Source organism: Candidatus Limnocylindrales bacterium (assembly GCA_035626395.1).
Classification (GTDB): Bacteria; Desulfobacterota; Binatia; order UBA1149; family CAITLU01; genus DASPNH01.
On record DASPNR010000002.1, the window covers coordinates 28,081 to 54,023 of the forward strand.

Annotated in this window: 29 protein-coding genes, 3 tRNA genes and 1 pseudogene; 22 read left to right on the top strand and 11 right to left on the bottom strand. The window is 67.2% G+C overall.

The window, feature by feature from the left end; all coding sequences use genetic code 11:
• Positions 1-2: 2 nt before the first annotated feature.
• From VEC57_00465 to VEC57_00485, 5 genes are all read right to left on the bottom strand, one after another.
• On the bottom strand, positions 3-926 hold the full coding sequence (locus VEC57_00465; protein ID HYB97587.1) for an ABC transporter ATP-binding protein: 924 nt from the start codon (positions 924-926) through the stop codon (positions 3-5).
• Positions 923-1,837, bottom strand: coding sequence for a heme o synthase (cyoE, locus tag VEC57_00470; GenBank protein ID HYB97588.1), 915 nt, complete (start codon positions 1,835-1,837; stop codon positions 923-925). Before cyoE ends, VEC57_00465 begins: the two co-directional genes overlap by 4 nt.
• On the bottom strand, positions 1,834-2,763 hold the full coding sequence (locus VEC57_00475; protein ID HYB97589.1) for a COX15/CtaA family protein: 930 nt from the start codon (positions 2,761-2,763) through the stop codon (positions 1,834-1,836). The genes cyoE and VEC57_00475 overlap by 4 nt, the downstream gene beginning before the upstream one ends.
• Positions 2,753-2,977: a hypothetical protein gene (locus VEC57_00480; GenBank protein HYB97590.1), complete on the bottom strand. Its 225-nt coding sequence runs from the start codon at positions 2,975-2,977 to the stop codon at positions 2,753-2,755. Before VEC57_00480 ends, VEC57_00475 begins: the two co-directional genes overlap by 11 nt.
• A gap of 76 nt (positions 2,978-3,053) precedes the next feature.
• The gene (locus VEC57_00485; protein ID HYB97591.1) at positions 3,054-3,767 is read right to left on the bottom strand and encodes a carboxypeptidase regulatory-like domain-containing protein; all 714 of its coding nucleotides are present in this window, start codon (positions 3,765-3,767) and stop codon (positions 3,054-3,056) included.
• A gap of 245 nt (positions 3,768-4,012) precedes the next feature.
• Between VEC57_00485 and VEC57_00490 the strand changes: the two genes are divergently transcribed.
• From VEC57_00490 to VEC57_00500, 3 genes are read left to right on the top strand one after another with little or no spacing between them, the layout of a single operon-like run.
• A complete protein-coding gene (locus VEC57_00490; protein HYB97592.1) occupies positions 4,013-5,407 on the top strand; it encodes a glutamine synthetase family protein in 1,395 nt (464 codons plus the stop codon).
• An 8-nt stretch (positions 5,408-5,415) separates the two neighbouring features.
• Complete coding sequence (locus VEC57_00495; protein ID HYB97593.1) at positions 5,416-6,147, top strand: gamma-glutamyl-gamma-aminobutyrate hydrolase family protein; 732 nt, start codon at positions 5,416-5,418, stop codon at positions 6,145-6,147.
• Positions 6,144-6,923 carry a glucose 1-dehydrogenase gene (locus VEC57_00500; GenBank protein ID HYB97594.1) on the top strand — a complete coding sequence of 260 codons (780 nt, stop codon included), beginning with the start codon at positions 6,144-6,146 and terminating at the stop codon, positions 6,921-6,923. Before VEC57_00495 ends, VEC57_00500 begins: the two co-directional genes overlap by 4 nt.
• 50 nt (positions 6,924-6,973) lie before the next feature.
• On the opposite strand, the gene cysC is transcribed toward VEC57_00500, so the two are convergent.
• The 5 genes from cysC to VEC57_00525 form a co-directional block, all read right to left on the bottom strand.
• Positions 6,974-7,588 (bottom strand): adenylyl-sulfate kinase, encoded by a 615-nt coding sequence (gene cysC, locus VEC57_00505; GenBank protein HYB97595.1) that lies wholly within the window; start codon positions 7,586-7,588, stop codon positions 6,974-6,976.
• 109 nt (positions 7,589-7,697) lie between these two features.
• Positions 7,698-7,898, bottom strand: coding sequence for a hypothetical protein (locus VEC57_00510; protein ID HYB97596.1), 201 nt, complete (start codon positions 7,896-7,898; stop codon positions 7,698-7,700).
• Positions 7,899-8,081: 183 nt separating this feature from the next.
• A complete protein-coding gene (rpsU, locus tag VEC57_00515; GenBank protein ID HYB97597.1) occupies positions 8,082-8,279 on the bottom strand; it encodes a 30S ribosomal protein S21 in 198 nt (65 codons plus the stop codon).
• Positions 8,280-8,434: 155 nt separating this feature from the next.
• A tRNA-Arg gene (locus VEC57_00520) sits at positions 8,435-8,510 on the bottom strand.
• 78 nt (positions 8,511-8,588) lie between these two features.
• Positions 8,589-9,392: an inositol monophosphatase family protein gene (locus tag VEC57_00525; GenBank protein ID HYB97598.1), complete on the bottom strand. Its 804-nt coding sequence runs from the start codon at positions 9,390-9,392 to the stop codon at positions 8,589-8,591.
• Positions 9,393-9,469: 77 nt separating this feature from the next.
• Between VEC57_00525 and ispE the strand changes: the two genes are divergently transcribed.
• From ispE to VEC57_00575, 10 genes and pseudogenes are all read left to right on the top strand, one after another.
• Positions 9,470-10,372 (top strand): 4-(cytidine 5'-diphospho)-2-C-methyl-D-erythritol kinase, encoded by a 903-nt coding sequence (gene ispE, locus VEC57_00530; protein ID HYB97599.1) that lies wholly within the window; start codon positions 9,470-9,472, stop codon positions 10,370-10,372.
• Between the two features lie 9 nt (positions 10,373-10,381).
• Positions 10,382-10,453: transfer RNA gene (locus VEC57_00535), tRNA-Gln, on the top strand.
• A gap of 112 nt (positions 10,454-10,565) precedes the next feature.
• Complete coding sequence (locus VEC57_00540) at positions 10,566-11,507, top strand: ribose-phosphate pyrophosphokinase (GenBank protein ID HYB97600.1); 942 nt, start codon at positions 10,566-10,568, stop codon at positions 11,505-11,507.
• A 27-nt stretch (positions 11,508-11,534) separates the two neighbouring features.
• Entirely contained in the window at positions 11,535-12,167 is a 633-nt protein-coding gene (locus tag VEC57_00545) for a 50S ribosomal protein L25 (protein HYB97601.1), read from the top strand.
• 3 nt (positions 12,168-12,170) lie between these two features.
• The gene (gene pth / locus VEC57_00550; GenBank protein ID HYB97602.1) at positions 12,171-12,782 is read left to right on the top strand and encodes an aminoacyl-tRNA hydrolase; all 612 of its coding nucleotides are present in this window, start codon (positions 12,171-12,173) and stop codon (positions 12,780-12,782) included.
• Positions 12,783-12,790: 8 nt separating this feature from the next.
• Positions 12,791-14,476, top strand: a complete 1,686-nt coding sequence (locus VEC57_00555) for a sodium/proton-translocating pyrophosphatase (protein HYB97603.1) — start codon at positions 12,791-12,793, stop codon at positions 14,474-14,476.
• Between the two features lie 31 nt (positions 14,477-14,507).
• A complete protein-coding gene (gene rpsF, locus VEC57_00560) occupies positions 14,508-14,951 on the top strand; it encodes a 30S ribosomal protein S6 (protein ID HYB97604.1) in 444 nt (147 codons plus the stop codon).
• A 143-nt stretch (positions 14,952-15,094) separates the two neighbouring features.
• A pseudogene (gene rpsR, locus VEC57_00565) lies at positions 15,095-15,298 on the top strand (30S ribosomal protein S18).
• A 13-nt stretch (positions 15,299-15,311) separates the two neighbouring features.
• The gene (rplI, locus tag VEC57_00570; protein ID HYB97605.1) at positions 15,312-15,836 is read left to right on the top strand and encodes a 50S ribosomal protein L9; all 525 of its coding nucleotides are present in this window, start codon (positions 15,312-15,314) and stop codon (positions 15,834-15,836) included.
• Between the two features lie 6 nt (positions 15,837-15,842).
• Positions 15,843-17,123 carry a DUF1329 domain-containing protein gene (locus tag VEC57_00575; GenBank protein HYB97606.1) on the top strand — a complete coding sequence of 427 codons (1,281 nt, stop codon included), beginning with the start codon at positions 15,843-15,845 and terminating at the stop codon, positions 17,121-17,123.
• A gap of 152 nt (positions 17,124-17,275) precedes the next feature.
• On the opposite strand, the gene VEC57_00580 is transcribed toward VEC57_00575, so the two are convergent.
• On the bottom strand, positions 17,276-18,364 hold the full coding sequence (locus tag VEC57_00580) for an AI-2E family transporter (protein ID HYB97607.1): 1,089 nt from the start codon (positions 18,362-18,364) through the stop codon (positions 17,276-17,278).
• Between the two features lie 115 nt (positions 18,365-18,479).
• Here VEC57_00580 and VEC57_00585 point away from each other — a divergent pair.
• The 9 genes from VEC57_00585 (at position 18,480) to VEC57_00625 (ending at position 25,937) form a co-directional block, all read left to right on the top strand.
• Positions 18,480-18,554 (top strand) — tRNA-Val (locus VEC57_00585).
• Positions 18,555-18,678: 124 nt separating this feature from the next.
• Complete coding sequence (thrS, locus tag VEC57_00590) at positions 18,679-20,595, top strand: threonine--tRNA ligase (protein HYB97608.1); 1,917 nt, start codon at positions 18,679-18,681, stop codon at positions 20,593-20,595.
• On the top strand, positions 20,592-21,188 hold the full coding sequence (gene infC / locus VEC57_00595; GenBank protein HYB97609.1) for a translation initiation factor IF-3: 597 nt from the start codon (positions 20,592-20,594) through the stop codon (positions 21,186-21,188). Before thrS ends, infC begins: the two co-directional genes overlap by 4 nt.
• Positions 21,175-21,372: a 50S ribosomal protein L35 gene (rpmI, locus tag VEC57_00600; GenBank protein HYB97610.1), complete on the top strand. Its 198-nt coding sequence runs from the start codon at positions 21,175-21,177 to the stop codon at positions 21,370-21,372. The genes infC and rpmI overlap by 14 nt, the downstream gene beginning before the upstream one ends.
• A 33-nt stretch (positions 21,373-21,405) precedes the next feature.
• Complete coding sequence (gene rplT, locus VEC57_00605; GenBank protein HYB97611.1) at positions 21,406-21,762, top strand: 50S ribosomal protein L20; 357 nt, start codon at positions 21,406-21,408, stop codon at positions 21,760-21,762.
• A 22-nt stretch (positions 21,763-21,784) separates the two neighbouring features.
• Positions 21,785-22,810, top strand: a complete 1,026-nt coding sequence (gene pheS / locus VEC57_00610; GenBank protein HYB97612.1) for a phenylalanine--tRNA ligase subunit alpha — start codon at positions 21,785-21,787, stop codon at positions 22,808-22,810.
• 9 nt (positions 22,811-22,819) lie between these two features.
• A complete protein-coding gene (gene pheT / locus VEC57_00615) occupies positions 22,820-25,216 on the top strand; it encodes a phenylalanine--tRNA ligase subunit beta (GenBank protein HYB97613.1) in 2,397 nt (798 codons plus the stop codon).
• Positions 25,213-25,545, top strand: a complete 333-nt coding sequence (locus VEC57_00620) for an integration host factor subunit alpha (protein ID HYB97614.1) — start codon at positions 25,213-25,215, stop codon at positions 25,543-25,545. Before pheT ends, VEC57_00620 begins: the two co-directional genes overlap by 4 nt.
• Positions 25,542-25,937: a MerR family transcriptional regulator gene (locus tag VEC57_00625; protein ID HYB97615.1), complete on the top strand. Its 396-nt coding sequence runs from the start codon at positions 25,542-25,544 to the stop codon at positions 25,935-25,937. Before VEC57_00620 ends, VEC57_00625 begins: the two co-directional genes overlap by 4 nt.
• Positions 25,938-25,943 lie beyond the last annotated feature (6 nt).

Genomic DNA, 25,943 nt, shown 5'->3' on the forward strand with positions numbered 1-25,943 from the left:
CGTCATTCGCTCCAGAAGCGGTGGCCGGTCTCGTGAATGAAAACGTCCTCGAGCGTGGGATGGCCGAGGCTGATGGACTCGATGCGGTCAGGGATCGCCTCGTAGATCTGACGGATCAGCAGATGAGCGTCCGGCCGCTCCAGGCGCACCGTTCCATCAACGGTGATCGAGTCATGACCGAAACGCTCGAGCAGCTCCGCGCGAAGCCCGGCCGGATCGGGCGTCTTGATCGTCAGCACGTCGCCGCCGATCTTGCGGCGTAGCGCATCGGGCGTGCCCGACGACACCAGTCTGCCGTGGTCGAGAATTCCGAGGCGATCGCATCGTTCGGCCTCTTCCATCAGATGCGTCGTCACCAGCACTGTGGTGCCGCTGCGGGCGCGCAGGTCGGCGAGGTACGACCACAGATCGCGCCGCGCGCCGGGGTCGAGACCCGTCGATGGCTCGTCCAGGATGAGGATCGATGGGGCCGAGAGCAGGCCCTTGGCGAGCTCGACGCGGCGCTTGAGTCCGCCCGACAAGGTCTCGACGATCGCAGCCGTGCGGTCGGAGAGGCCGAGGCGCGCCAGTGCGGCATCAATGGCTGCCTGCAGCTGGCTTCCTCGCAGACCGTAGAGACGCCCGTGGTGTGTCAGGTTCTCGCGCACGGTCAGCTTGACGTCCAGGCTCGGCGACTGGAACACCACTCCGATGGCGCGGCGCACGGCCGTGATGTCGCGGGCCAGATCGATGCCGGCCACCGAGACTCGGCCCTCGCTGACGGGCAGAAGCGTGGCCAGGATGCGAAACAGCGTCGTCTTGCCCCCGCCGTTGGGCCCGAGCAGCCCGAAGATCTCTCCGGGTGCGACCTCGAAGCTGACGTCGGTGAGTGCCCGATGTGCGCCGTAGCTGTGACCGAGACCCGCAACGGTGACGGCAGCGGTCATCGGGCAACGCTCCACCATGCGCGCTCCACGAATAACGCGGCAAACAACGCCGGCTGGTAGATCACCGAGCACAGCAGCAGGCGCCGCGCCGCTGTCGCCGTGCGCTCGCGCGCAGCCACCAGGCTGGCGCGAAAATAGAAGAGGCCTGCCGCCAGCGCGCACCAGAAGTAGAAGCTGCCTGCAGCGCCGGCGGCCGTCAGCAGCAGCGAGACCGGAATCAGCGCCAGCGAATACACGACCATCTGGCGCGCCGTTGCATCGCCGCTCCCGTCGACCACGACCAGCATCGGAAAGCCGCCGCGTGCGTAGTCATCGCGATACATCCAGCCGATGGCCAGGAAGTGAGGGATCTGCCACAGGAACAGGATCGCGAACAGGACCGCCGCGCCGGCGCCGATCTCGCCGGTGGCCGCGGTCCAGCCGATCACCGGCGGCAGCGCCCCCGGGACCGCGCCGGCCAGCGTCGACAGGGGCGTGAGCCGCTTCATCGGCGTGTAGACGAACAGGTACGTCGCCACCGTGACGGCATTGAGAACGGCCGACAGCAGATTGACCGTCACGGCAAGATAGACGACGCCGCCGATGGAGAGCGCCGCGCCGAGTGCCATGGCTGCCGTTGCCGACACGCGCCGCGCCGGCAGCGGACGGAAGCGCGTGCGGTCCATGGACTCGTCCGTCTCGCGCTCCAGATATTGATTGAGAGCACCCGATCCCGAGCACGAAAGAGCGGTTCCGATGAGGACGTGCACGAGCATGAGCGGTGCGTTGGCCGCGTGCGCGGCGAAGAACCCGACGGCGACCGTCAGCAGCACCATCAGCGTGATGCGCGGCTTGGTCAGCTCGAGATAGACCTGCGATCGATCGACCGCCGCCGAACGGCTCGCGCGCAGCGGCGTAGAGGCGCTTCTCATGCCGCCAGCCCTCGCTCGGGAGCGGTGGCGGGAAGCGGCCGCACGCCGAGCGCGCTGCGCGCGGCGTGAAGGTTGAGGACGACGGTCGCACCCAGAATGGCCGCGCCGCACGCCACGTGCAGGGTCGGCAGCCAGGCCTCGAGCACGGTCGCCTGACGGTCGTACTCCATGGACTCCGTGACGATGAAGGAGCCGATCCCGAGCACGATCTGCACGGCCATCAGCGACACCAGCAGCCGCGTGCACGGCAGCTCCACCTCCTCGCTCAGCGCCTGCGCGCGCCGCCGCAGCTCCAGCACCAGACACAGGACGAGGCCGGCCAGAACGACGTGCGAGTAGTAGAGGGCGCTGCCGGCGAGCGGACGCACCGACACGCCCAGGTGCCGGATGAAGATGCCGAGGCCGAGTTGCGCCACGACGGCTGCCAGCAGCATTGCCGCCAGCGTCCGGTCCGTTGCGGCCACGGGCTCGCGGGCATCAGACCAGCCGGGCGCCGTCACCGTGGCCACGGCGATCATCGAAGCGAAATACATCTGTCCGACCAGGCCATGCACCATGGCAAGGTCCAGGGACAGATGCAGGACCCGCAGTCCGCCGAGCAATGCCTGCACCAGAACCAGCGCCGCCGCAGCGAAGCCCAGGCGCCGGGTCAGCGTGTCGGGATGGCGCCAGACCTGCCAGAGCAGAAAGGCGGTCCAGGACGCGACCAGAAACGCGATGATGCGATGCAGGTGCTCCGTACGCACGTTTTCGATGCGCCACCAGCCAGGGGGGTTGAGTTCGCCGTAGGCGAGCGGCCAGTCCGGGACCGCCAGCCCTGCGTCCCGGCTGGTCACGAGGCCGCCGGCCACGATCAGCACGAAAGCCGCGGCAACGCCTATCCGTGCGGTTCGATGGACGCTCGGGCGGACATCTTCACGGGACATGGATGCTACCGATGAGCACGGCGACGCTGACGGCGGCCAGCAGCGCGGCTGCCAGCACTGGCCACAGGCGTTCGGTCGGCGCCGCAACCGGCGCGTCCGCCGATGGCACGCCGGGCAGGGAGCCGGGAGAGGTCGCGCTCCAGACGGCGATGGCGAGCGCAACGGCTGCGGTGCTCGCCCAGATCGCGGTTTCTAGGAGGGAAAGTCGTCCCAAAGGAAGGGAGCTCCAAAACGAAAAAGCCCGCCCTCCATGGCTGGAGGGCGGGCTCGGACCTTAGCGCGAGGGTAGGTTACTTGCCAGCGAACGAGAAGTCGGCTGTGGCGGCGCCGTCGGCCACGGTGACGCTGGCGGTCTTGGTGCCGAGGTTCTCATGCCAGGCCTCCACCGTGTAGTTGCCCGCCGGAACGTTGTCGATCGTGAAGGAGCCGTCGGCTGCCGTCACCGCATGGAACGGGTGCGTGAAGACGCCGATGTAGGCGGACATCCACGGGTGAACGTCGCACTTGACGTGCACCGGCATCTCCGGGGTCGAGAACTTCTTCTTGATGACCTGGTTCTGGATGGGCATGGCGTTGTTGAATTGCGGGCTTTTGGTGGGCAGCGCGTGCACGTTGTGCAGCGTGGCGTCGCTGTTCTTGATCTCGACGACCTGGTCGACCTGCGCCGTCAGCACGTGCGGCGTGTACATGCAGCCCTTCTGATCCAGCACGACGGACGTCGTTGGCGTATCGAACTTCTTGTCTGCCGGCAGGCCCTCTTTGACGTGGACGATGACATTCTGAATGCCGCCGTCCGCGCCGATGACCATCACCTCGCCCTGCCGTCCTTCGGGATTGAGCTTGTCGCAGACGGGGTCGGCGGTCATCTGGATCTTGCGACGCTCCGGAGGTGTGCCCTCGAACTTGACCTTGCCGGTGATGGAGCCGGCGAGGGCGGGGGCTGCGCCGAGGCTGCAGGAAAGGAGCAGCGCCGCGGTCGTGGTCAGAGCGATCGACTTCTTCATAAAGGTCCTCCAGTCGCGATCCGATGCGTTGGGGTTTGGGTTGATCGAAGGGTCCACCACAGGCCGTCCGTTGAGGCCTCGTGCTCATTTGATACCCACCGGCACGCCGTTATTCAACCGGGCGGGCAGCGGCGGCTGCTCATTGCCCATGGGAAAATCTGCGCGCCGCCGTCCTTGCCGCTACACTAGCGGCCTGGCGCCGGCGGGAGCCGCGGCCGACAGGCAGGGATCCAAGGGAGACGATCATGACCGATGCAGCTTCAGGAAGGCTTTCCCTGTCCGAACTCGAGCGGCTGATCCGGTCCGGTGAGATCGACACCGTCATGACCGTCTTCCCGGACCTATACGGACGCCTGGTGGGCAAGCGCATCACCGGCCATTTCTTCCTGGAGGAGACGGCCGCCGACGGCATGCACTGCTGCGACTACCTGCTGGCATGCGACATGGAGATGGACCCGGTGGCAGGCTACGAGTTCGCGTCCTGGCAACGCGGCTACGGCGACATCCTCGCGCGGCCGGATCTCGCGACGCTCCGTCGTGCCGGCTGGCTCGAGCGCACCGCCGTCGTCTTCTGCGACTTGTTCGACGAGCACGATCATCAGCCGGTGGCGGTTGCGCCGCGAACCATCCTGCAGCGCCAGCGCGAGCGCGCGGCCGCGATGGGCTTCGTGGCCAAGGCAGGGTCGGAACTGGAGTTCTTCCTGTTGCGCGAGAGCTACGAGGAAGCCGATGGAAAATATTTCGCGGGCCTGACGCCGTTCGGGCGCTACGTCGAGGACTACCACATCCTGCAGGGCGCGCGTGAAGAGCCGATCGTCGGCGCGATTCGCCGAGCCATGGACGCGTCGGCGGTTCCTGTCGAGTTCAGCAAGGGCGAGTGGGGCCCGGGCCAGCACGAGATCAACCTTCGATACGGCGAGGTGCTCGAGATGGCCGACCGGCATGCGCTCTACAAGGAAGCGGCCAAACAGATCGCGGCCGCCCACGGGCATGCGCTGACTTTCATGGCCAAGTTCGACGAGGCACTGGCCGGCAACAGCTTCCACCTGCACATGAGCCTGTGGAGCAAGGACGACGATAGACCCGTTTTCGCCGGCGACAGCCCGCTTCCGGGTTCCGACGTCGCCGCCTCGGATGCCTTCCGCTGGTATCTGGGCGGGCTGCTGACGCACGCCCGCGAGTGCATGTTGCTGTTCGCGCCCAACGTGAACTCGTACAAGCGTTACGTAGCCGGCAGCTTCGCGCCCACACGCATCGCCTGGTCCTATGACAACCGCACCGTGGGCTTCCGCCTGGTCGGCAGCGGCAGCTCGCTGCGAGCGGAGTGTCGAGTCCCAGGCGGCGACGCCAACCCCTATCTCGTCATGGCCATCGCGCTGGCGGCAGGCCTCGACGGCATCGAGCGGCGCGTCGAGCCGCCCGCGCAATTCCGCGGCGACGCGTACCAGGCAGGCGAGCTCCCCTGCGTGCCTCTGAGCCTCGAAGAAGCGCTGCGCGAGTTCCGATCCAGCGCCTGGGTACGCAGCGTCCTCGGGGACGCTGTCGTCGACCACTATGCACACTTCGCCGAGATCGAGCTGCAGAAGTTCGCGCGTGTCGTGACGACATGGGAGCGGCGGCGTTTTCTGGAGAGGGGATGAGGATGAGGATGGGAAGACCGGCCGTCGGAATCACAACGTACACGCCCGCTGGCAGCGATACCGCGTTGTACTCGCTTCCGCGCGACTACATCGATGCGCTCGCTCGCGCAGACGCCTCGCCGGTGTTGATGGTGCCGCACGGAGCCGACGCGCTGGATCGGCTCGACGGTCTGGTGCTGACGGGCGGTGGCGACATCGATCCGTCCATCTACGGTGCCGATTGGCACGAGACCAATTACTTCGTCGATCCGGTGCGCGATCGGTTCGAGCTCGACCTGGCGCGCGAGGCCATGGAAAGCGGCCTTCCGCTGCTGGCCATCTGCCGCGGCCTGCAGATCGTCAATGTCGCGCTTGGCGGGACGCTGGTCGCGCATCTGCCCGAAAGGTACGGCGAGGCCGTGGCGCACCGCGCTGTTCCGCGCAGCCCGGTCGGACACTGCGCGATCATCGCCGAGCGTTCGTTGCTGGCCGAGGTCGTCGGGGCCGAGGTGCTGGAGGTGCACTCGTGGCATCACCAGTGCGTGGACCGGCTGGGGCGGGGCCTGACGGCGACGGCGCACGCGGAAGACGGCGTCGTCGAAGCGCTGGAGCTGGAGAACGCACGCGGCTGGATGCTGGCCGTGCAGTGGCATCCGGAGCTCGGCGCGGCTTCGAGTCTGCGTCAGCAGGCGATTTTCGACGCATTCGCGCGCGCGGCGGCGCTGCGGCGCGAGCAGCGATCGGTTGCAGGAGGTGCATGATGGATCGGCTGGCCGGCAAAGTGGCGATCGTGACCGGGGGCGGCGGCGGCATCGGCAAGGCCACCGCCATGGCGATGGCGCGCGAAGGCGCCAAGGTGGTCGTGGCCGACAACCGCATGGAGCCGGCCAGCGCCGCGGCGCAGGAGATCGTCGCGCGCGGCGGCAAGGCGCAGGCTTTCGAGGTGGACGTGCGCGTGAGCGAGCAGGTGGCGGCGCTCGTGGCGTTCGCGGAGCAGGCTTACGGCGCGCTTCACGTGATGTTCAACAACGCCGGCGTCTTCCATGACGACGATGGCTCGGTTCTCGATACCGAGGAGGCGATCTGGAACCTCGTCATCGATGTCAACCTCAAGGGCGTCTTCCTGGGCTGCAAGCATGCCGTTCCGGCGCTGCTGCGAAGCGGCGGTGGCTCGATCATCAACACGGCATCGTTCGTCGCGGTGCTGGGAGCAGCGGTTTCGCAGAGCGCGTATACGGCCAGCAAGGGCGGCGTGCTGGCGTTGACGCGCGAGCTGGCGGTGGAATGGGCGCGCAAGGGCATCCGCGCCAATGCCCTGTGTCCGGGGCCGATCGACACGCCGTTGCTGGCCGAGCTGCTCAAGGACCCGGCGGCGCGCCAGAGAAGGATGGTGCACATCCCGATGGGCCGCCTGGGAAAGGCCGAGGAGATCGCCGAAGCAGTGGTGTTCCTGGCCTCCGACGAATCATCCTATGTGACCGGCACGACGTTCCTCGTCGATGGCGGCATCGCCGCCGCCTACGTCACGCCGGAATGAGGGATCGGGCACCGCTGGCAGCCGCGCCGGAACGGTGCCCGACCTTCCTGCTACGCGCGCGGAATGAAGCCGCTGCTCTCGAGGTACGCGACGATCTCGCGCAGGTTCTCCTCGGGCGTCTTGCCGGCAGTGTTGATGATCAGCTCGGCTGCCTCGGGCGCTTCATACGGCGCGGAGATTCCCGTGAACTCCGGAATCTCCCCGGCCCGGGCCTTCTTGTAGAGGTTCTTCGGATCGCGCCGCTCGCACTCGTCCAGGTCGCATTGCACGTAGACCTCGATGAATCGGCCTTCGGGTGCGGCCTTGCGGGCGATCTCCCGGTCGGCGCGGTACGGCGAGATGAAGGCCGTGATGTTGACGACCCCGGCGTCGGTGAACAGCGCGGCCACCTCGCCGATGCGGCGGATGTTTTCGGTGCGATCCTTGGGCGAGAACCCGAGGTCCTTGTTCAGACCGTGCCGAACGTTGTCGCCATCGAGGACGAAGGAGCGCACGCCGCGCTCCCACAGCGCCTTCTCGAGGAGGTTGGCCAGGGTCGATTTGCCCGAGCCGGAAAGGCCGGTCAGCCATACCGTGCATCCACGGTGGCCATTGATCTGCTCGCGCTCGTCGCGCGTTACGGTGGTCTGGTGCCAAACGATATTCTTCGACTTCGGTTCCGACATCTTCCTGCTCGTGCTGCTCTCGGGAAATGTTCGAGCGCCGCCGCGACGAGCGCAGCGGCAGACTAGCGGGCGGCCGAGATTCCGTCGCTAGCGGCGAAGACGGTCAGCCTCAGCGAGGCTGCTCGAGCTTCTTTCCGTACGTGACCTGACCTTTGTCGATGCGAAGGGAGAAACCGCAGTCGGGATTGATGCAGACCCAGGCCTTGTAGAGAACGGAGGCGCCGTCGGTCCCATAGTCGGAAAGCGGCACCAGGTGACCGTCTCCGCACTTCATGCACTTGGGGAACTCCATCTCCACAGCGTCCTTCACAACCCAAGTCGAGTCGGGGAGATGTTGCCACGCGCGCGGGCTGCGACGCGTAGACAACTCGGCTGGACCCCGCTGAGCGGGAAGCTACCGCACGACCCCCAGTCGGTCAAGGAAACCGCCGGTCCCTTTCCGGCTCCGGAGGCGCCGGACGTAGCAGGACCCGCGGCCCCCGGCGGTGCGGTCTCAGGCGTTCTGCCTCTGCGCGCGACGCAGCGCCTTGCGACGCTTGCGCTCGGCCTCCTGCCGCTTTCGCTTCCGACGAACGCTCGGCTTCTCGTAGAACGCGCGAACCTTCATCTCCTTGAAGACGCCCTCGGCAGCCAGCTTCTTCTTGAGAACACGCATTGCGCGCTCCAGCGAGCCCTCGACACGTACCTCCATTCGCAACTCCTCGACGACCGGCCGCAGAAATGAGATCGCGGCGCGGTGCGTAATCGACTGACCCTATCGAATGCGGGGCCCGCAAGTCAACCGACCCGACAGGGCAAATCGCATGAACGCAGCCCGGAGGGGCCGCGGATGTGGCAAAGAAGAAATGGTGCCCTCGACAGGACTCGAACCTGTGCACCCGGCTCCGGAGGCCGGTGCTCTATCCACCTGAGCTACGAGGGCCCGCGATGGCCGCATGGCTGCAGCCGACGCCGGTCTCCTTACCCGCCTCCCCATGCAACTGAAAGCCGGGCGCGTTGGCTATGGTGCGCTCAGAACCTGTGTCCGTGCCGACAACTCGCCAAGGACCGCCACGGCCTGGGAATGGATGTGGCCGTTGGTGGCCAGGATGCGCGGAAGCCAGGCATCGTACTGTCCGGCGTCAAAATCGCTGACCGATCCGCCCGCCTCCTCGACCACCAGCCATCCGGCCGCCGTGTCCCAGGGCTGCAGCTTCCACTCCCAGAAGCCATCGAATCGGCCGGCGGCAACGTAGCAGAGATCGAGGCTGGCCGAGCCGTAGCGGCGCACGTCCTGGGCGCGCAGGATGAAGAGGCGGAGGTAGTCGAGATAGGCATCGATGTGCTCGCGCCGGTCGTAGGGAAAGCCGGTGACGAGCAGTGATTGCGCCAGCGCCTGCGTCGCCGACACTTGGAGGGCCCTTCCGTTGCAGAACGCGCCGCCGCCGCGCTCGGCGGTGAACATCTCGTCCTTGCACGGGTCGTAGACCGCGGCGGCCTGCGGCCGGCCGTGCTCCAGATAGGCAACCGACACGGCGAAGTGGGGCAGCCGGTGCACGAAGTTGGTGGTGCCGTCGAGCGGATCCACGTACCAGCAGGGACCGTCGCTGGCACGCTGGCCGACGTCTTCCTCGGCCACGATGGCGTCGTCCGGAAACGATCGCGCGATGCCGTCGATGATGATGGACTGCGCGCCGCGATCGATCTCCGTGACCAGGTCCACCGCGGATTTGAATTCGACTGCGCGATGCCCGCCCATCGCAGCGGCGATGTAGGCGCCGGCGCGCCGCGTGAGCTCGATGGCAAGCGAGGTTCGAGCGAGCACGCATCCTGGTTGTCACGCGACCCTACGACCGTCAAACTGCCGCGGTGAGCATGCCAGCATCGTCAGGTGCAGCCTTCGTGCGTGCTCCGGCCAAGGTCAATCTCTACCTTCGCGTGCTCGGCAGGAGACCCGACGGCTATCACGAGCTGGACTCGCTGATGTTCGCCGTCTCGCTCTACGACGAGCTGACGATCCAGGTAAATCCTTCGCGGCGCCGCGCGATCTCGTGCCGCGTCTCCGGCGCCGAGCGCGTTGCGGGCGGCGCCTCCAACCTGGCGGCGCGCGCGGCCGCTGCGATGCTCGAGCATCTGGGCGTCCGCTGCCGCGTCGCGATCCGGCTTCGCAAGAACGTGCCGTTCGGTGCCGGCCTCGGCGGCGGGAGCAGCGATGCCGCGGCTGTCCTGCGTGTGCTGCCGCGCCTGCTGGGACGGCGGCTGCCGGCGGCAACGCTGCGCGCGATGGCACTGCGGCTGGGGGCCGATGTCCCCTTCTTCCTCACCTGCAGACCGGCGCGCGCCCGCGGCATCGGCGAGCGCTTGAGCCTCGTCGCCGGCGTGCCCGAGGGCGCGCTGGCGATCGTGGTCCCGCCCTCGCGCGTGGACACGGGATGGGCCTATCGAACGGCGCTTCCTGGTTTGACTTCGGGCAGGTCGGTCTCTAGGCTCCCGCCCTTGCCGCGCCGGCTCGACGCCGTCGACTCTTGGTTTTTCAACGACTTCGGTGTGGGCATCGAACGTGCCGTGCCGGAGGTTCGGGTCTGCCGCGAGCGGCTTGCCCGTCTCGGCGCACGAGCCACGGTGCTGTCGGGCAGCGGGTCGGCCGTGGTGGGCTGGTTCGACGACATGGCCGCAGCGAAAGCGGCCGCTTCGAGCTTCGCGCCGCCCGACAAGGCCTATGCCGCCAGGATCCTGCGCAGCGCTCCGCGCCCGCAGTCCGCACTCGCAGCCGCGCTCGAAAACCGTGGTCGAAACCGCGGTTGAACCGATTGATGGGCGGTCGCCAAGTGGTAAGGCACCGGTTTTTGGTACCGGCATCCGAAGGTTCGAATCCTTCCCGCCCAGCTCTCATCGAGAGGCAGCAGGAAGACTCGCCGGAAGTGCAGGGGGGCCGCGCGGACCAGACGGCCGCGCGCAGGGATGCAGGGAGCGCCGACGGCGCAATGATGTAGCTGAGATGAACTCGCTTCAGGTCTTTGCCGGCAACGCCAGTGTGGCGCTCGCCGATTCCATCTGCGCCAAGCTCGGCGCCAAGCGCGGGCGCGCAGAGATCAGGCGTTTCAGCGACGGCGAGATCTTCGTCGAGATCCACGACAACGTGCGCGGCGCCGACGTCTTCGTGGTTCAGTCCACGTCCATGCCGGGCAACGACCACATCATGGAGCTGCTGCTGATGCTGGACGCGCTCAAACGCGCGTCGGCGAAGCGCGTGACGGCAGTCGTGCCCTACTACGGCTACGCCCGCCAGGATCGCAAGGTCTCCCCGCGCGTGCCGATAAGCGCCAAGCTCGTGGCCGATCTGATCGTGACGGCCGGTGCCATGCGCGTGATGACGATGGAGCTGCACGCGGGGCAGATCCAGGGCTTCTTCAACGTTCCCGTCGACAACCTCTACTCCAATCCGGTGCTGCTGCCGCACATCTCGCGCGCCGTCGGAGACATGCCCATGGCCGTGGTTTCGCCGGATGCCGGCGGCGTCGAGCGCGCGCGAGCCTATGCCAAGCGGCTCGAGGCGACGCTGGCCATCATCGACAAGCGGCGCGTGCGAGCCAATGCGGTCGAGGAGATGCGCATCATCGGCGACGTCTCGGGCTGCGCCGCGGTGCTCATCGACGACATGATCGACACCGCCGGCACGATCTGCACCGCGGCCGCCGCCTGCATCGATGCCGGCGCAAAGAGGGTCATCGCCTGCACGACGCACGGCGTTCTGTCGGGCCCCGCGGTCCAGCGCATCAGCGACTCGCGGCTCGATACCGTCATCGTCACCGACACCATCGCGCCGCGCGAGGAAGTCGTCGGCAATCCCAAGATCCGGATCGTCTCGGTCGCCGACCTCATGGCCGAGGCCATCCTGCGCACGCATCAGGAAGAATCGATCAGCTCCCTGTTCCAGTAGGAGCAATGGTCCACCGAGGAAGGAATCATGCGAAGCATCGAGCTCAATGTCAGTCGTCGCGATAACGCCGAGAAGACCAAGACCCTTCGCCGTAGCGGCGCGCTGCCCGGCGTTTGCTACGGTGCCGGATCGGGAACCGTCAGCGTCAAGGTGGACGCGCACGAGTTCTCGCGCAGCGGGCTGAGCGGCCGCGGCGCGCACCTCATCCGCTTCCGCAGCAGCGAAGGGGCGCTCGATCAGCGCCTGGCGTTGATCCACGAGATCCAGACGCATCCGGTGACGGGCAAGCCGCTGCACGTGGACTTCCTGCGCATCGACGAGAACAAGCCGGTCACGACGCGCGTGGCCCTGGCTTTCGTCGGCAAGGCCAAGGGCATCATCGACGGCGGGATCCTGCAGCCGATCGTGCGCGAGATCGACGTTCGGGCGCTGCCGGCCAACCTTCCCGAGCAGGTCGACGTGGACGTGACGCCGCTCGGCGTCCACGACTCTCTGCACGTGGCGGACCTGGTGATGCCGGCCGGCGTGGAGGCGGTGTTCACCGAGAACTTCACGATCGTCACGGTTGCTGCGCCGACGGTGGAGGCTGCGCCGACGCCGGCGGAGGGCACCGAAGCTGCCGCGGCCCCGGCTGCGGAGGCTGCAGCCGCCGCGAGCTGAGGCGTGCCGGAAGCCGACCCGGCGAAGCTGTGCGTCGTTGGACTCGGCAATCCGGGAGAGGAATACGTCGGCACGCGGCACAACGTCGGCTTCGAAGTCGTCGACGTTCTGGCTGCCAGATTTGACACCCACATCCGGCGTCCCGAGTTCGGGGCGCTGACGGCAGTGCTGAGCATCTGCCGTTCCGAGGTGTTCGTGATGAAGCCCCAGACCTACATGAACCGGAGCGGCCGCAGTGCGGCCGAAGCGCTGCAGGCCCTCGCTCTGCGGCCGGACCGCCTTCTGGCCGTCTACGACGACCTGGACCTGCCGCTCGGCCGCCTGCGCATCCGCCAGGGCGGCAGCACGGGCGGACATCGGGGCGTGGCCTCGCTGGTGGCCGAGCTCGGCAGCGAGGACTTCGCGCGACTGCGGGTGGGCATCGGACGCCCGCCCGCCGGCGTCGCCACGATCGATCACGTCCTGTCGCGATTCACGGCAGCGGAGAGCGAGGCTGCCGCCAGGGCTGTGGCAATGGCCGCCGACGCCATCGAATCGATCGTGCGCACCGGAATTCGCGCAGCGATGGAGATCTTCAACCGCGCGCCCGTTCCGCCGCAGCTGGCCGCCTCCTGAGCGAGCGCATGCTGACTCTGCTCCTCTATCTGACGCCGCTGGCGGGCATCCTTGCGCTGTTCTGGAACGCGAGGGCGCTGTCGGTGCTGCGCGAGGAGCCGGCGGGCGATTCTTCATTGCAGACCGCGGCCGAGGCCCTCGCGGACGCCGACCGGTCGAACGTGGCGGCGTTGCGCGGTCGCGCCGCGATAAGCGCGGCCGCGTTCTTCGTGATCTGTCTTGTCTTCATCGGCCTCGACGATGCCTTTGCCTATGCGCTCGGCGCGCTGCTGACCGTCGTGGCCGGTGAGCGTGCCAGCACCGCCGCCCGATGTGGCGCGGCGCGAGCGGCCGAAGCGGCTCGCGGGGTCGGCAGCGACGCGGCCACGCGCATCGCAGCAGCAGCGGGCTCGGCGGCGGCCGTCTCGACGGTGGCGATCTCGCTCGTCGCCATCGCCGTGCTCCACTGGTTCTTCGGACATCCCTCGGATGTCGCGGTGCTCGCAGCCTTCGCCCTGGGGGCAGCGGTGATGGCGGCCTCCGCGATCGCGCCCGTCCGGGCGACGGGCGATGCGCCCGGCTCGATGATCGCGACGGGTCTTTCGGCAGCGCCGTCGGCCTGGAGCGCAGCGGCCGCCGGATTTGCCGGCTACTCGTCGGCGATCGTCATTGCCGTCGTGCTGGCGGCAACGAGCACGCCCAAAGAGCTTTACGGGCTCGCCAGCGGGCTTTCCGAGCCACTGGTGCTGCAGGCGCAGCTGATGAGCTATCCCGTCGTGCTGGCGATGCTGGGCCTGATGGTAGCGGTCGCTTGCAGGCCGTTGCTCGGCGCCGCGGCGTCGGGCTCGCGCAGAACCGGCGCATTGGCGGCATCGGTATTCGCGCTCGTCTCGCTGCTGCTGACGGCGGCCACCGACATCGCCTTTTCGGTGTGGTGTGCTCTCGTCGTGGGCATGGCCGGCGGCGTTGCCGTTGGCCAGGTTCGCGCTGCGACTTCGGATGCGGCGGTCGGCCGGGGCATGCCTGGGGGCTGGCTGTCGCTGCTGGCGTTGGCGGTTCTCGTGCTGGGCTGTCACGCGCTGGCCGGCGCCTACGGCATCGCGATGGCCGCGCTCGGCACCATGGTCACTGCCGGCACGACACTGGCTTTTTTGGTAAGCCGCGGCGTTGCGACCCGTGCCGAAGGCATCCTCGTCGCCGCCGATGCCGGAGAAGACGCGCGCCGCAGCGCTGCGCAGGCCGCCGCAGCTTGCCCGCGCGTCCACGCTGGCCTTGCCTCCGCCTCGGCCGTCGTCACGGCGGTGGCATTTTTCCTCGCCTTCCAGCGCTCGGCCGCAGGCGCGCCAGGCCGCGGCGGCTCGCTGCGCGTGCTGCTCGATGACCCGCATGTACTGGCGGGCGCGCTGGCAGGCGCTGCCATCGTCAGTGCAGCCTCGGGCCGGCTCGGTCAGGCGCCTTCGCTGGCAACGGCGGCACTGATGACGGCGGTGCTCGTCATCGCCCTGGCCATTGGCAGCGAGGCGGCGGCAGGGATGCTGGTCGGCTCATTGGTCGCAGGCGCCGTGCTGGTGCTGACGAACCGAGCCGCCGAAGATGTCGCCGAACCGGCGCAGGCGCGGTCGCCGGAGAGCGGCTGTGCAGGCGCCGTGATGGATCTGATGGTTCCCATGATGTCGATGATCGCGCTCGTGATCGCGCCGCTCCTGGCGCGGTGACCGGCGCCCCAGCAAGAGGAAGACGTTCGATATGCGTCCGTACGAAACATTGGTCGTGTTGAACTCCGGTCTCGGTGAAGAGACCGGAAAGCTGGTCTCGCGGTTCGAGACCATCATCCGAAACGGAGGGGGTACCCTCGACGCGAGTCGCGACTGGGGGGTGCGCGACCTGGCGTATCCGATTCACAAGAACGCGCAGGGCAGATACTTTCTGTTGGAGTATCAGGCCGAGCCGCCGGTGGTGAAGGAGCTCGAGCGCAACCTTCGCATCATCGAGGGCGTCCTGCGGTTCGTCAGCGTCCAGCAGGAGCACACCGGCCTGCCCGAGCCTCGAGTCCAGCGCGACTACGGCGACCGGCGCGACGTACCGTTGCACGAGATGCGCGCCGGCCTGGATGAGACCGAGCCGGTCGCCGACGAGGACGTCGCAGTGGCCGCCGAAGACGAAGGCGCCGCCGGCGCCGCAGAGGAATGAGGGGAGATCCGATGGACGACAAGACGGAAGGAAGAGGCGGCCGCGACGGCGGCCGTGGAGAGCGCGGCGGAGATCGAGGCGGCGAGGGCCGTGGCGGGGATCGCGAGAGGCGCCCGCGTGGCCGCTTCGGGCGTGGACGCGGACGGCGGCGCGTCTGCCGGTTCTGCGCGGACAAGTCGCTGAACCTCGACTACAAGTGGTCGGAGATTCTGGAGACGTTCGTCAGCGAGCGCGGCCGCATCGTGCCGAGCCGCACCACCGGAACCTGCGCCAAGCATCAGCGCCGGCTGACTGTGGCCATCAAGCGCGCCCGCAACGTGGCCCTGCTGCCGTACAGCGCCGGCTGAGGAGACTGATTCCATGGAAGTGATTCTGCGCGAAGACGTGCCCGAGCTGGGCATCATCGGCGACGTCGTCAAGGTCCGCCCCGGTTATGCGCGTAACTACCTGCTCCCTCGCGGGATGGCGGTCGTGGCCGATCGCCGCAGCCTGGCTCAGCTCGAGCATCAGAAGAAGCTGATCGAGATCAAGAAGCAGCGCGAGCGTGGAACCTACGAGCGGCTCGCCGGCTCCCTCAAGGGCCTCAAGGTCGAGATCGAGGCACGTGCGGGGCGCGGCGGTAAGCTGTTCGGCTCGGTGACGAACCAGGACGTCCATCGCCTGCTGGTCGAAAAGGGCTTCGAGATCGACCGGCGACGCATCGAGCTGCGCGAGCCGATCAAGGAGATCGGCGAATTCCCCGTGCCGGTCCGCGTGGGCCAGGACATTTCCGCGACGATCACGGTGGTCGTACGGCCGCTCGGCGGCATGCTCGAAGGAGGGGCGGAGGAGGAGAGCGCGGCGCCGGCGGCGACCGAGCCGGCGGTGCAGTCGGAGCAAGGCTGATCCGCCGTGCGAGCACGCGCACTCTGCATCGCGATCATGCTCGCCTTGGGTGCGGCGCGCGGCGCCGTTGCCGACGTCACACCCGGCGAGATCATCGAGAAGTCCAACTCCACCAAGGTGACCGAGCTGGTGTCACCGGGCGTGCTGTGGGCGGTCAACAACGGCATGGATCTGACGATCGTGCCGTACGAGAAGATCCCGCTCCCGTCCGCGTATCAGCAGGCCACGGAGAAGTACTCGGCGCAGTGCTCCCTGGATGATCGCAACGTCCTGAACAATTGGGTGGCGGGGCGTCCCTTTCCCGTCGTCGATCCCGACGACCCGAAGGCGGCGCCCAAGATCATGTACAATTTTCAGGACACGCATTACTTCACCGACGATCTCAACCTCCATCTCGTCGACGCCGACACCGGCTCGCTCTACGTCGACGCCAAGGGCAACCGGCATTACCAGGTCGAGCGTCATTTCGTCGCGGACTGGCTGCGCGTGCTGCAGTACACGGGTCGCATCCACCATCCGCCGGCGCCGGTGCTGACGCCGAACAACGATCAGACCTTCCGCAAGTCGGGCCTGTATCCGCTGATCGAGCCTTTCGACCTCAAGGGCGTCGGCGGCATCAGCTACCGGTATCTGGACCTGGTGCGCCAGGATGACACGTGGCTGTATCTGCCGTTCGTGCGGCGCGTGCGGCGCATGTCGAGCGCGCAGCGAAGCGACGCGCTGTTCGGCCAGGACATCGACGTCGACAGCTACGGCGGCTATGCCGGCCAGATCCCGTGGTTCGACTGGAAGTTCATCGGCGAGAAGCCGATGCTCGCCTCCCTCCACGGCGTGCGCCTGCCTCCCGAGCCGTGCAAGAAGGACGGCGGCATGACGTTCTGCGAGAACTGGGAAAAGCGCCCGAGCGTCTACATCATCGAAGGCACGCCGAAGGTCTCCAACTACGCCTACTCCAAGCGCGTCATCTACGTCGACAAGGAAACCTACTTCATCATCTATTCGGACCTCTACGACCACGCAGGTCAGCTCTGGAAGGTCGTGATGCAGAGCATCCGCACATCCAAGCGTCCCAACCCGAAGGTCGCCTACGAGTACGACGAGCCGCGCATGTTCATCTACGCCTTCAGCGTCATCGACATGCAGCTCATGCACGGCACCCGCGCCGCCATTCCCGGCATCGCGTTCCAGGACGAGCCGGGCTGGTACATCGACGTCGGCTTCGACAAGCCGCAGTCGGCAGGTGAAGATTGGTTCACCATTGCCGGCCTCATCGCCGGCGGCCGCTAGCGAGGCGGACGGCGGGATCGCACGCCATCTGCGGGCGTGGCCGCTCTTCGCTCCTCCGGCGTACGCGGAGTACGCCTCCGTGGCTCACCGCTGTGCGGGCCCGCATCTGGCCGCACGCTCGGCTCCCCGGCGCCCGCCTCGGGGAGTAAGAGCTATTCCACTTCGACGATGACTTCGCGTTCTCGCAGCGAGAGCATGCGTTCGCGGTAGATGGTGACGACCGACATCGCCGCGGCCAGGACGGCCGGGCCGGCGAAGAGGCCGAGGAGGCCGAAGAGGTTGATGCCGCCGAGGATGCCGAAGAACAGGAGCAGGGTGGGGAGCTTGGCCTGGCCGCCGATCAGGAGCGGACGCAGGAAGTTGTCGACCGAGGAGATGACCAGGCCCGACCAGGCCAAGAAGATGAAGCCCCGCACGTAGTCGCCGGCAATGAACAGGCCGATGACGACCGGGATCCAGACCAGTGCGGCGCCGCCCACGGGCAGGAACGCGAGGAGGAAGGTCGCCACCGACAGCAGCAGCGCAAATGGCACCCCGGCCGCCCACAATCCGATGAACATGAGAACGGCCTGCACGAGCGCCGTTGCGGCGAGGCCTTGGACCACCGCGAGCAGCGTCGTCTGCAACCGGTCGAAGATCTTGCGCTTGTCGGCCGGCGCCATCGGCAGCGATTCCTCGAGGTATTCGAGCATCGCGGCGCCGTCGCGGAAGAAGAAGAAGAGCGTGAACATCAGGATGCCGATGCCGACGAAGAAGGCCAGGACGTTGGCGGCGACCTCGCCGGCATGGGCAGCGACGAACTGCGACAGCCAGCGGATGCCGGACAGCATGAACGAGGTCGGGTCCATCTCTTCGCCGGCGAGCCGCTCCTGCGCCCAATCCCACGCCGGCGCGATCATCCAGTGGTTGCTGACGTCGTCGAGAAGCTGGACACGGTTGGCGGAAACGAACGCTGCCAGGTTCTGGTAGCCGGATACCGCCTCGCGGGCCACGACGCCCGACAGCACCAGCCCCGGCACCACGGCCAGCAGGAAGACGAGGGCGGTGGTGATGGCGGCGGCGGCGCCCGGGTTGCGCGGCATCGCCCGCAGTATCATCCGGTAGGCGGGATGGAAGACCGCTGCCAGAACGCAAGCCCAGCCGATCGGCGTGGCATAGGGCGCCAGAAGACGGATCATCAGCAGGCCCAGCCCCACCAGCGCCACCAGCAGGAAGGCGGTTGAGAACGTATCCCGCGTCATGTGTCCCCATCGTAATGGAGCGCGACGCGTTGCGACAGCGCGAGCGGCAGGTTGACTCCCGCCTCCGTGGTTGTTAACCAAGTCGCCGTTTTTGCGCCGCAAAATTCGGCGCCGTAGGCACGTAGCTCAGAGGAAGAGCACTACCTTGACACGGTAGGGGTCGGCGGTTCAATTCCGCCCGTGCCTACCAGTTTCTGAGCAAAGAGGAGGAGGAGCGAACGCCGGAACAACCGTCAGCAACAGGACCCGATAAACGCGGCCGTCCCACCGCTTCCTCGTTGCCAAGCAGCCCGGCTCAGTCGTCGATCACGCGAATGCCACAAGAAATCACCGTCACCCTGCCGGGCGGCGGCATTCGTAGAGTTCCGGCGGGCACCACCGCCGCGCAGGCTCTCGGCGACGACCTTCCTCGAGGCGCCATCGGAGCCCTCGTCGACGAAAAGCCGCGCGACCTGTTCGCTCCGCTCCACAACGACTGCAGCGTCGCGCCCATCCTTCCCGATTCTCCGCAGGGGCTCGATCTTCTACGCCATTCGACGGCTCATCTGCTCGCGCACGCCGTCAAGCGCCTGTACCCACAGGCCCAGGTCACCATCGGCCCCGTCATCGAGGACGGCTTTTTCTACGACTTCCAGTACGACCCGGGCTTCACGCCCGAGGACCTCGAAAAGATCGAGGCCGAGATGGCAAAAATCGTCGCGGAAAACCTCCAGGTTTCGCGCGAGGAGCTTCCCCGCGACGAGGCCAGCGCGTACTTCCGGTCCATCGGCGAGCAGTTCAAGGCCGAGATCATCCGCGATCTCGACGATGCCGTGGTCGGCCTCTATCGCCAGGGCGAGTTCGTCGATCTGTGCCGCGGCCCGCACGTCCCGAGCACCGGGCGGCTGGGCGCCTTCAAGCTGCTCAGCGTGGCGGGGGCGTACTGGCGCGGCAACGAGAACAACCCGATGCTCCAGCGCATCTACGGTACGGCCTGGCCGGACAGGAAGGCGCTGAAGGAGCACCTCCAGCGACTGGAAGAAGCCAAGCGGCGCGATCATCGCAAGCTCGGCAAGCAGCTCGGCCTGTTCAGCTTCCACAAGGAAGCCCCGGCCAGCCCCTTCTTCCATCCCGACGGCGCCACCGTCTACAACCTGCTCGTCGACTACGTGCGCGCGCAGTACCGGCGCTACGATTACCGCGAGGTCATCACGCCGCAGGTGCTCGATGTCGACCTGTGGCATCGCTCCGGCCACTACGACAACTATCGGGAGAACATGTACTTCACCGAGGTCGAGGAGCGCCAGTTCGCGGTCAAGCCGATGAACTGCCCCACGCACTGCCTGATGTACTCGGAGGACCTCCACTCCTACCGTGACCTTCCGATCCGCTTCGCCGACTTCGGACGTCTGCATCGGTTCGAGCGCTCGGGCGTCACCCAGGGCCTGACGCGCGTCCGCACGTTCTGTCAGGACGACGCGCACATCTTCTGCGCGCCCGAGCAGATTTCCGACGAGATCCGCTCGGTCATCCGAATGATCGCCGACGCCTACCGTGTCTTCGGCTTCACCGAGACGCGCGTGTACCTGTCGACCCGTCCTGAGAAGTCGATCGGATCCGACGATATGTGGAACCTTGCCGAAGCGACGCTGAAGGAAGTCCTTCAGAGTGAAGGCGTGGATTACCAGCTCAATGCCGGTGACGGCGCGTTCTACGGTCCGAAAATCGACTTCTGCGTCCTCGATGCCGTCCGCCGCGAGTGGCAGCTGAGCACGATCCAGCTCGACTTCTCGCTGCCCGAGCGCTTCGAGCTGCGCTATGTCAGCTCGGCCGGCACCGAGCAGCGGCCGGTCATGATCCATCGCGCGATGCTCGGCTCGCTCGAGCGCTTCCTCGGCATCCTGATCGAGCACACCGCTGGCGCGCTGCCGCTTTGGCTTGCGCCGGTGCAGGTGCAGCTGGTCACGGTGACCGACAATCAGAACGAGTACGCCGAAGCATTGGCGCAGCGGCTGCGGGATGAGGGCTTCCGCGCCCGCGCCGACGTTCGCAACGAGAAGCTCGGCTTCAAGATTCGAGAGGCTCAGACTCGCAAGATCCCGGTGGTCGGGGTCGTGGGAGACAAGGAAGTGGCGGGTCAGAGCGTCGCGCCCAGGCTTCGTGGGGGGGAGCAGGTACCTGCGATGAGCCTGGACGCATTCGTCGGCTGGCTGCGAGAGCGCAGTCATCCCGGCAACGGAGGTGTACCATAGCCAAGGCACAGGATTTTCGCATCAATAGCGAGATACGCGCCCGCGAAGTGCGCGTGATCGACAGCAACGGCGACCAGCTCGGCATCATGACTCTGAACGATGCGCGCGCGATCGCCGAAGGGAAATCGATGGATCTCGTCGAGGTCGCCGGCACCGCCCAGCCGCCGGTCGTGCGGATCATGGACTTCCACAAGTTCCGCTACGAGCAGCGCAAGAAGGTGCAGGAGTCGCGCAAGAAGAGCACGTCTCCGGCGCAGCAGATGAAGGAGGTCAAGCTCCGTTCGCGGACCGAGGCCCACGACATCGAGTTCAAGACGAGCCACATCCGGCGCTTCCTGGCCGCAGGGCATCGGGTGAAGATCACGGTCTTCTTCAAAGGCCGGGAGATCAGCCGGCCCGACATGGGCAAGGCGATGCTCCTGAAGGTGTTGGGCACGATCACCGATGTGGCCGCCGCCGAAGGCGAGCCGCGGCTGGAAGGCCGAAACATGTCGGTGGTGGTCGTGCCGACCAAGCAGAAGCCGGAGAAGCCGGAGAAGTCGGCGGCCAAGCCGCCCAAGCCGGCAGAGGGAGAACACAATGCCGAAGGTTAAGACGAAGAGAGGAGCCGCCAAGCGCTTCTCGGTGACGGGGAGCGGGCGGATCAAGCGCGGGCGCGCATACCACCGCCATCAGCTCTCCTGCAAGACGCGGAAGCAGAAGAGGCGCCTGCGCACGGCCACGATGGTGGCCGACGTGGACGTCAAGGCGATCAAGCGCATCCTGCCCAACGACTGACGCGGGCGACGCGCCGCCAAGGAGAGATCAGCAATGCCAAGAGTCACACGTGGCACCAAGGGCCACCGCCGCCACAAGAAGATCCTGAAGATCGCCAAGGGCTACGTCGGAGGGCGCAAGCTCTATCGGCAGGGCCGCGAGACCGTCGAGAAGGGCCTGACCTACGCCTACCGCGACCGCAAGGTCCGCAAGCGCGACTTCCGCCGCCTGTGGATCGTGCGCATCAACGCGGCTGCACGCGACGAGGGCCTCAGCTACGCCCTGTTCATGCACGGCCTCAAGCAGGCCGGCGTCGAGATCGATCGCAAGGCGCTCGCCGAGATGGCGGTCAACGAGCGCGCGGCGTTCTCGGAGCTCGTGGCGTTGGCGAAATCCAAGCTGGCGGCCTGAGCAGCGGCGGGTCGCATTGGCGATTTCCGAACAGGAGCCAGAGAGCATCGCGGCCGAAGCGCTCGATCGGATCCGAGCGAGCGCCGAGGCCTCCGCGCTCGAGGCCGTCAGAGTCGAGTTCCTCGGCAAGAAGGGGCGTCTGACCGGTGCCCTGCGCGCGCTGGGCAAGCTGCCGCCGCAGGAGCGGCCGGTATTCGGACAGCGGGTCAACGCCGCCAAGGAATCGCTCGAGGCCGCCATTGCCGCGCGCGAAGCCGACCTTCGCGCGCTGGCGCGGCAGGCGGCGCTCGAGTCGGAGTTCGTCGATGTCACGCTGCCCGGGTTTGGAGCGCCCCTCGGCAGCATCCACCCGCTGTCGCGCACGTTGCGCGAGATTTGCGACATCCTCGGCGGCCTCGGCTTCGAAATCGCCGAAGGCCCGGAGGTCGAGGACGACTACCACAACTTCGAGGCGCTCAACATTCCGCCCGACCATCCCGCCCGCGACATGCACGACACCTTCTTCGTGCGGGGCGGCGGGGTGATGCGCACGCACACGTCGCCGGTGCAGATTCGCGTCATGAAATCGCGCAAGCCGCCGATCCGAATCATCGCGCCCGGCGCCGCCTACCGCATCGACGACGACGCGACGCATTCGCCGATGTTCCATCAGGTGGAGGCCCTGATGGTGGACCGCGGCATCACGTTCGCTCACCTCAAGGGCGTGCTGACGGCGTTCGTGCAGCAGTACTTCGAGCGCGATCTGCCGGTGCGACTGCGACCGAGCTTCTTCCCGTTCACCGAGCCGAGCGCCGAGGTCGACATCGGCTGCGTCGTCTGCGGCCGGGACGGCAGCGACTGCCGGGTGTGCAAGGGCACCGGCTGGTTGGAGGTCCTTGGCGCCGGCATGGTCGATCCTGTCCTGTTCCGGCACGTCGGGTACGACGCCGAAGAGCTGACCGGATTCGCGTTCGGCCTCGGCGTGGAACGCGTGGCGATGCTCAAATATCGCATCGACGACATCCGCCTCTTCTACAACGGCGACCTTCGGTTCCTGCGTCAGTTCTGAGAATCCTGCATGCGCGTCTCGTATCAATGGCTGTCCGAGCTCGTTGCCGATCTGCCTCCTCTCGACGATGTCGTACGGTGCCTGACGATGGGCGGGCTCGAGGTCGAGTCGGTGGAAAAGCCGAAGCTCGCCTACGGAGAGGCGCTGGTCGTCGCGCGGATCGCACGGATGGAGCCGCATCCCAACGCCGACCGCCTGACGCTGTGCCACGTCGACGACGGCGGGCCGCTGCGCCAGGTCGTGTGCGGCGCGCGCAACATGCAGGAGGGCGACACGGTGGTGCTGGCGCGGCCGGGCTGCGAGCTGCCCGGCGGACTGCGCATCAAGGCCGCCAGGCTGCGAGGCGTCGAGTCGCAGGGGATGCTGTGCTCGGCATCGGAGCTGGGGCTCGAGCAGGAGAGCCAAGGCATCCTCATCCTCGAAAACGGCCTGACGGCGGGCATTCCGGCAGCGCGGCTGCTCGGGCTCGACGACGTGATCCTCGAGGTCGCGATCACGCCCAACCGCGGCGACTGCCTGAGCATGCGCGGAATCGCGCGCGAGGTCTCCGCGCTGTGCGGCGCCTCGCTGCGGCCGATGGCGGCGGCGCCGGCCGTGCGTCTCGGTGAAGGCGCGGTTCCCGTTTGCATCGAAGTACGCGACCGCTGCTCGCTCTATCGCGGCGGCGTGCTGCGCGGCGTGCGCGTTGCGGCCTCGCCCACCTGGCTGCGAACGCGGCTTGCGGCAGCGGGCCTGCGCTCGATCAACAATGTCGTCGACGTGACCAACTTCGTTCTTCTCGAGCTCGGTCAGCCGCTTCATGCGTTCGATCTGCCGCTGCTGGACGGCCCCGAGATCCGGGTGCGGCTGGGCCGGCCGGGTGAGCGGCTTCGCACTCTCGATGATCGAGACCTCGAGCTCGACGGCGACGATCTCGTGATCGCCGACGCGCGCCGTCCCGTCGCTCTGGCCGGCGTGATGGGTGGCGCCGAGACGGCCGTGAGCAACGGCACGCACGAGATCCTGCTTGAAGCCGCGGTCTTCGATCCGGCCGGCGTGCGCCGCACCTCCCGCCGCCACTCCATCGCCACCGACTCCTCCTATCGTTTCGAACGCGGCATCGACGCGACGTCGGTCGATTCGGCGCTGGCGCGGGCGATGGCGCTGCTGCAGGAGCTCGCGCTGGCCTCGCGTGACGAGGCCGTCTGTGCAGACGGAGCATCGCCGACCGAGGTCCGGCGCATCACGCTGCGTCCGGCGCGCGTGCAGCAGGTGCTGGGCGTGGCGGTCGAGACATCGCAGATCGGCGACATTCTCTCTGCGCTCGGTTGCGAGGTCGCAGCGCGCCAGGAGGATGGCGCACTCGCCGTCGGCGTGCCGGGCCACCGCATCGATCTGGAACGCGAGATCGATCTGATCGAGGAGGTCGCGCGCGTGCGCGGCTACGACGCCATTCCAGCCGTCCTTCCGCACATGCCGATGATGCGCGTGCGCATCTCGCGCCACGAGCGTGCGCAGCGCGACCTGCGCGCACTGCTGACGGCCTGCGGTGTGAGCGAGCACCTGGCGATGACGTTCGCGACGGCGCACGACAACCGGCGTTTCCCGGGGCTGCACGAAGGAGAGCCCGTGCGTCTGCTCAATCCCGTGCGCGCGGGAGAAGACGAGCTGAGGCGCAGCGTGCTGGGCTCGCTGACGGCAGCGGTACGGGTCAATGCGGCGGCGGCACAGCCGCGCATCGACCTCTTCACGATCGGCTCGACCTTTTTCCGGGGAAGCGGCGGCCAGGTGGAGCAGCGCCAGAGCCTGGGCATCGTGCTCTGCGGCGCCCGGCCCGGCCGCGGGCCGGGAAGGAACGAGCCGCTGTCGTTCGGCGACCTCAAGGCCATCACCGAGAGGGTGCTGACCCTGCTGGCTCCCGGCCTTGCAGCGCGGTTCGTTGCAACGAGTGCGCGGGCGGAGTACCACCCGCGATCCTGCGCCGCCGTTCAGGTGGGCGAGGCGGTCCTGGCCCACCTTGGCAAGCTCCATCCCGATATCGCGGAACAGCTGGAAATTACAGAAGAAATCTTCCTGGCCGAGATTGACTACCCGAGGGTCGTTGAGTATTCTCCGCGCCATCCGGGGCTGCGTCCGATCCCGCGCTACCCGAGCTCGACGCGTGACGTTTCACTTCTCGTTGCGCGCACGATGCCGGCTGGTGCCGCGATCGAGGCAGTGGAGCGTCTGGAGGATCCCTGCATCGAAAGCATCGTCGTGTTCGACGAGTACAGCGGAGCGGGTATCGGTCAGGACGAGAAAGCGCTTGGCTACACGATCGTGTACCGTGCAGCCGATCGAACGCTCACCGACGCCGAGGTGACGGCCCTGCATGAGAAGGTTTCAAACGTGCTGATCGAGCAACTTCGGGCGCGGGTTCGTACATGACAGCTCCCGATCTTCCCTGGGCGGCACACGAGGCGTCGCGAATGACCAAGGCCGAAATCGTCGAGCGCATCTACGAAAGGGTGGGGTTCTCCAAGAAGGAGGCCGCCGAAGTGGTCGAGTCGATCTTCGAGGTCATCAAGGCCCGACTCGAGCAGGGCGAGAAGGTGAAGATCTCCGGGTTCGGCAACTTCGTGATCAACGAGAAGAGGCCGCGCAAGGGGCGCAATCCGCAGACTGGTGAGGAGATCGTCATCACCGGTCGCCGGGTCCTCAGCTTCAAGCCGAGCCAGGTCCTCAAACGGACCATCAACTCGGACGGCGCGGCGTGAACGAGGAAGGCGAGGAGCACGGCGACCTTCAGAACGTCGAAGTCGCCGAGGGCACGGGGCTTCCGCCCGACAAGCTCTACTTCAAGATCGGCGAGGTGGCCAGAATCGTCGGGGTCAAGCCCTACGTCCTGCGCTACTGGGAATCCGAGTTCAGCGTCATCAAGCCCGGCAAGACGCGCTCCAAGCACCGCCTCTACCGCCGCAAGGACGTGGAGACGCTGCTCCGAATCAAGGACCTGCTCCACCACCGGCGCTTCACCATCGAAGGGGCGCGCCGCCAGCTCCGCCAGGATGCGGCTGCCGAAAGCGGAGGCGCCGTCGGCGGCGTCGAAACCGAGTCGCTGCGCGAGATCCGCGACGCCCTGATCCAGATCCGCGATTCGCTGTCCTGATCGTAC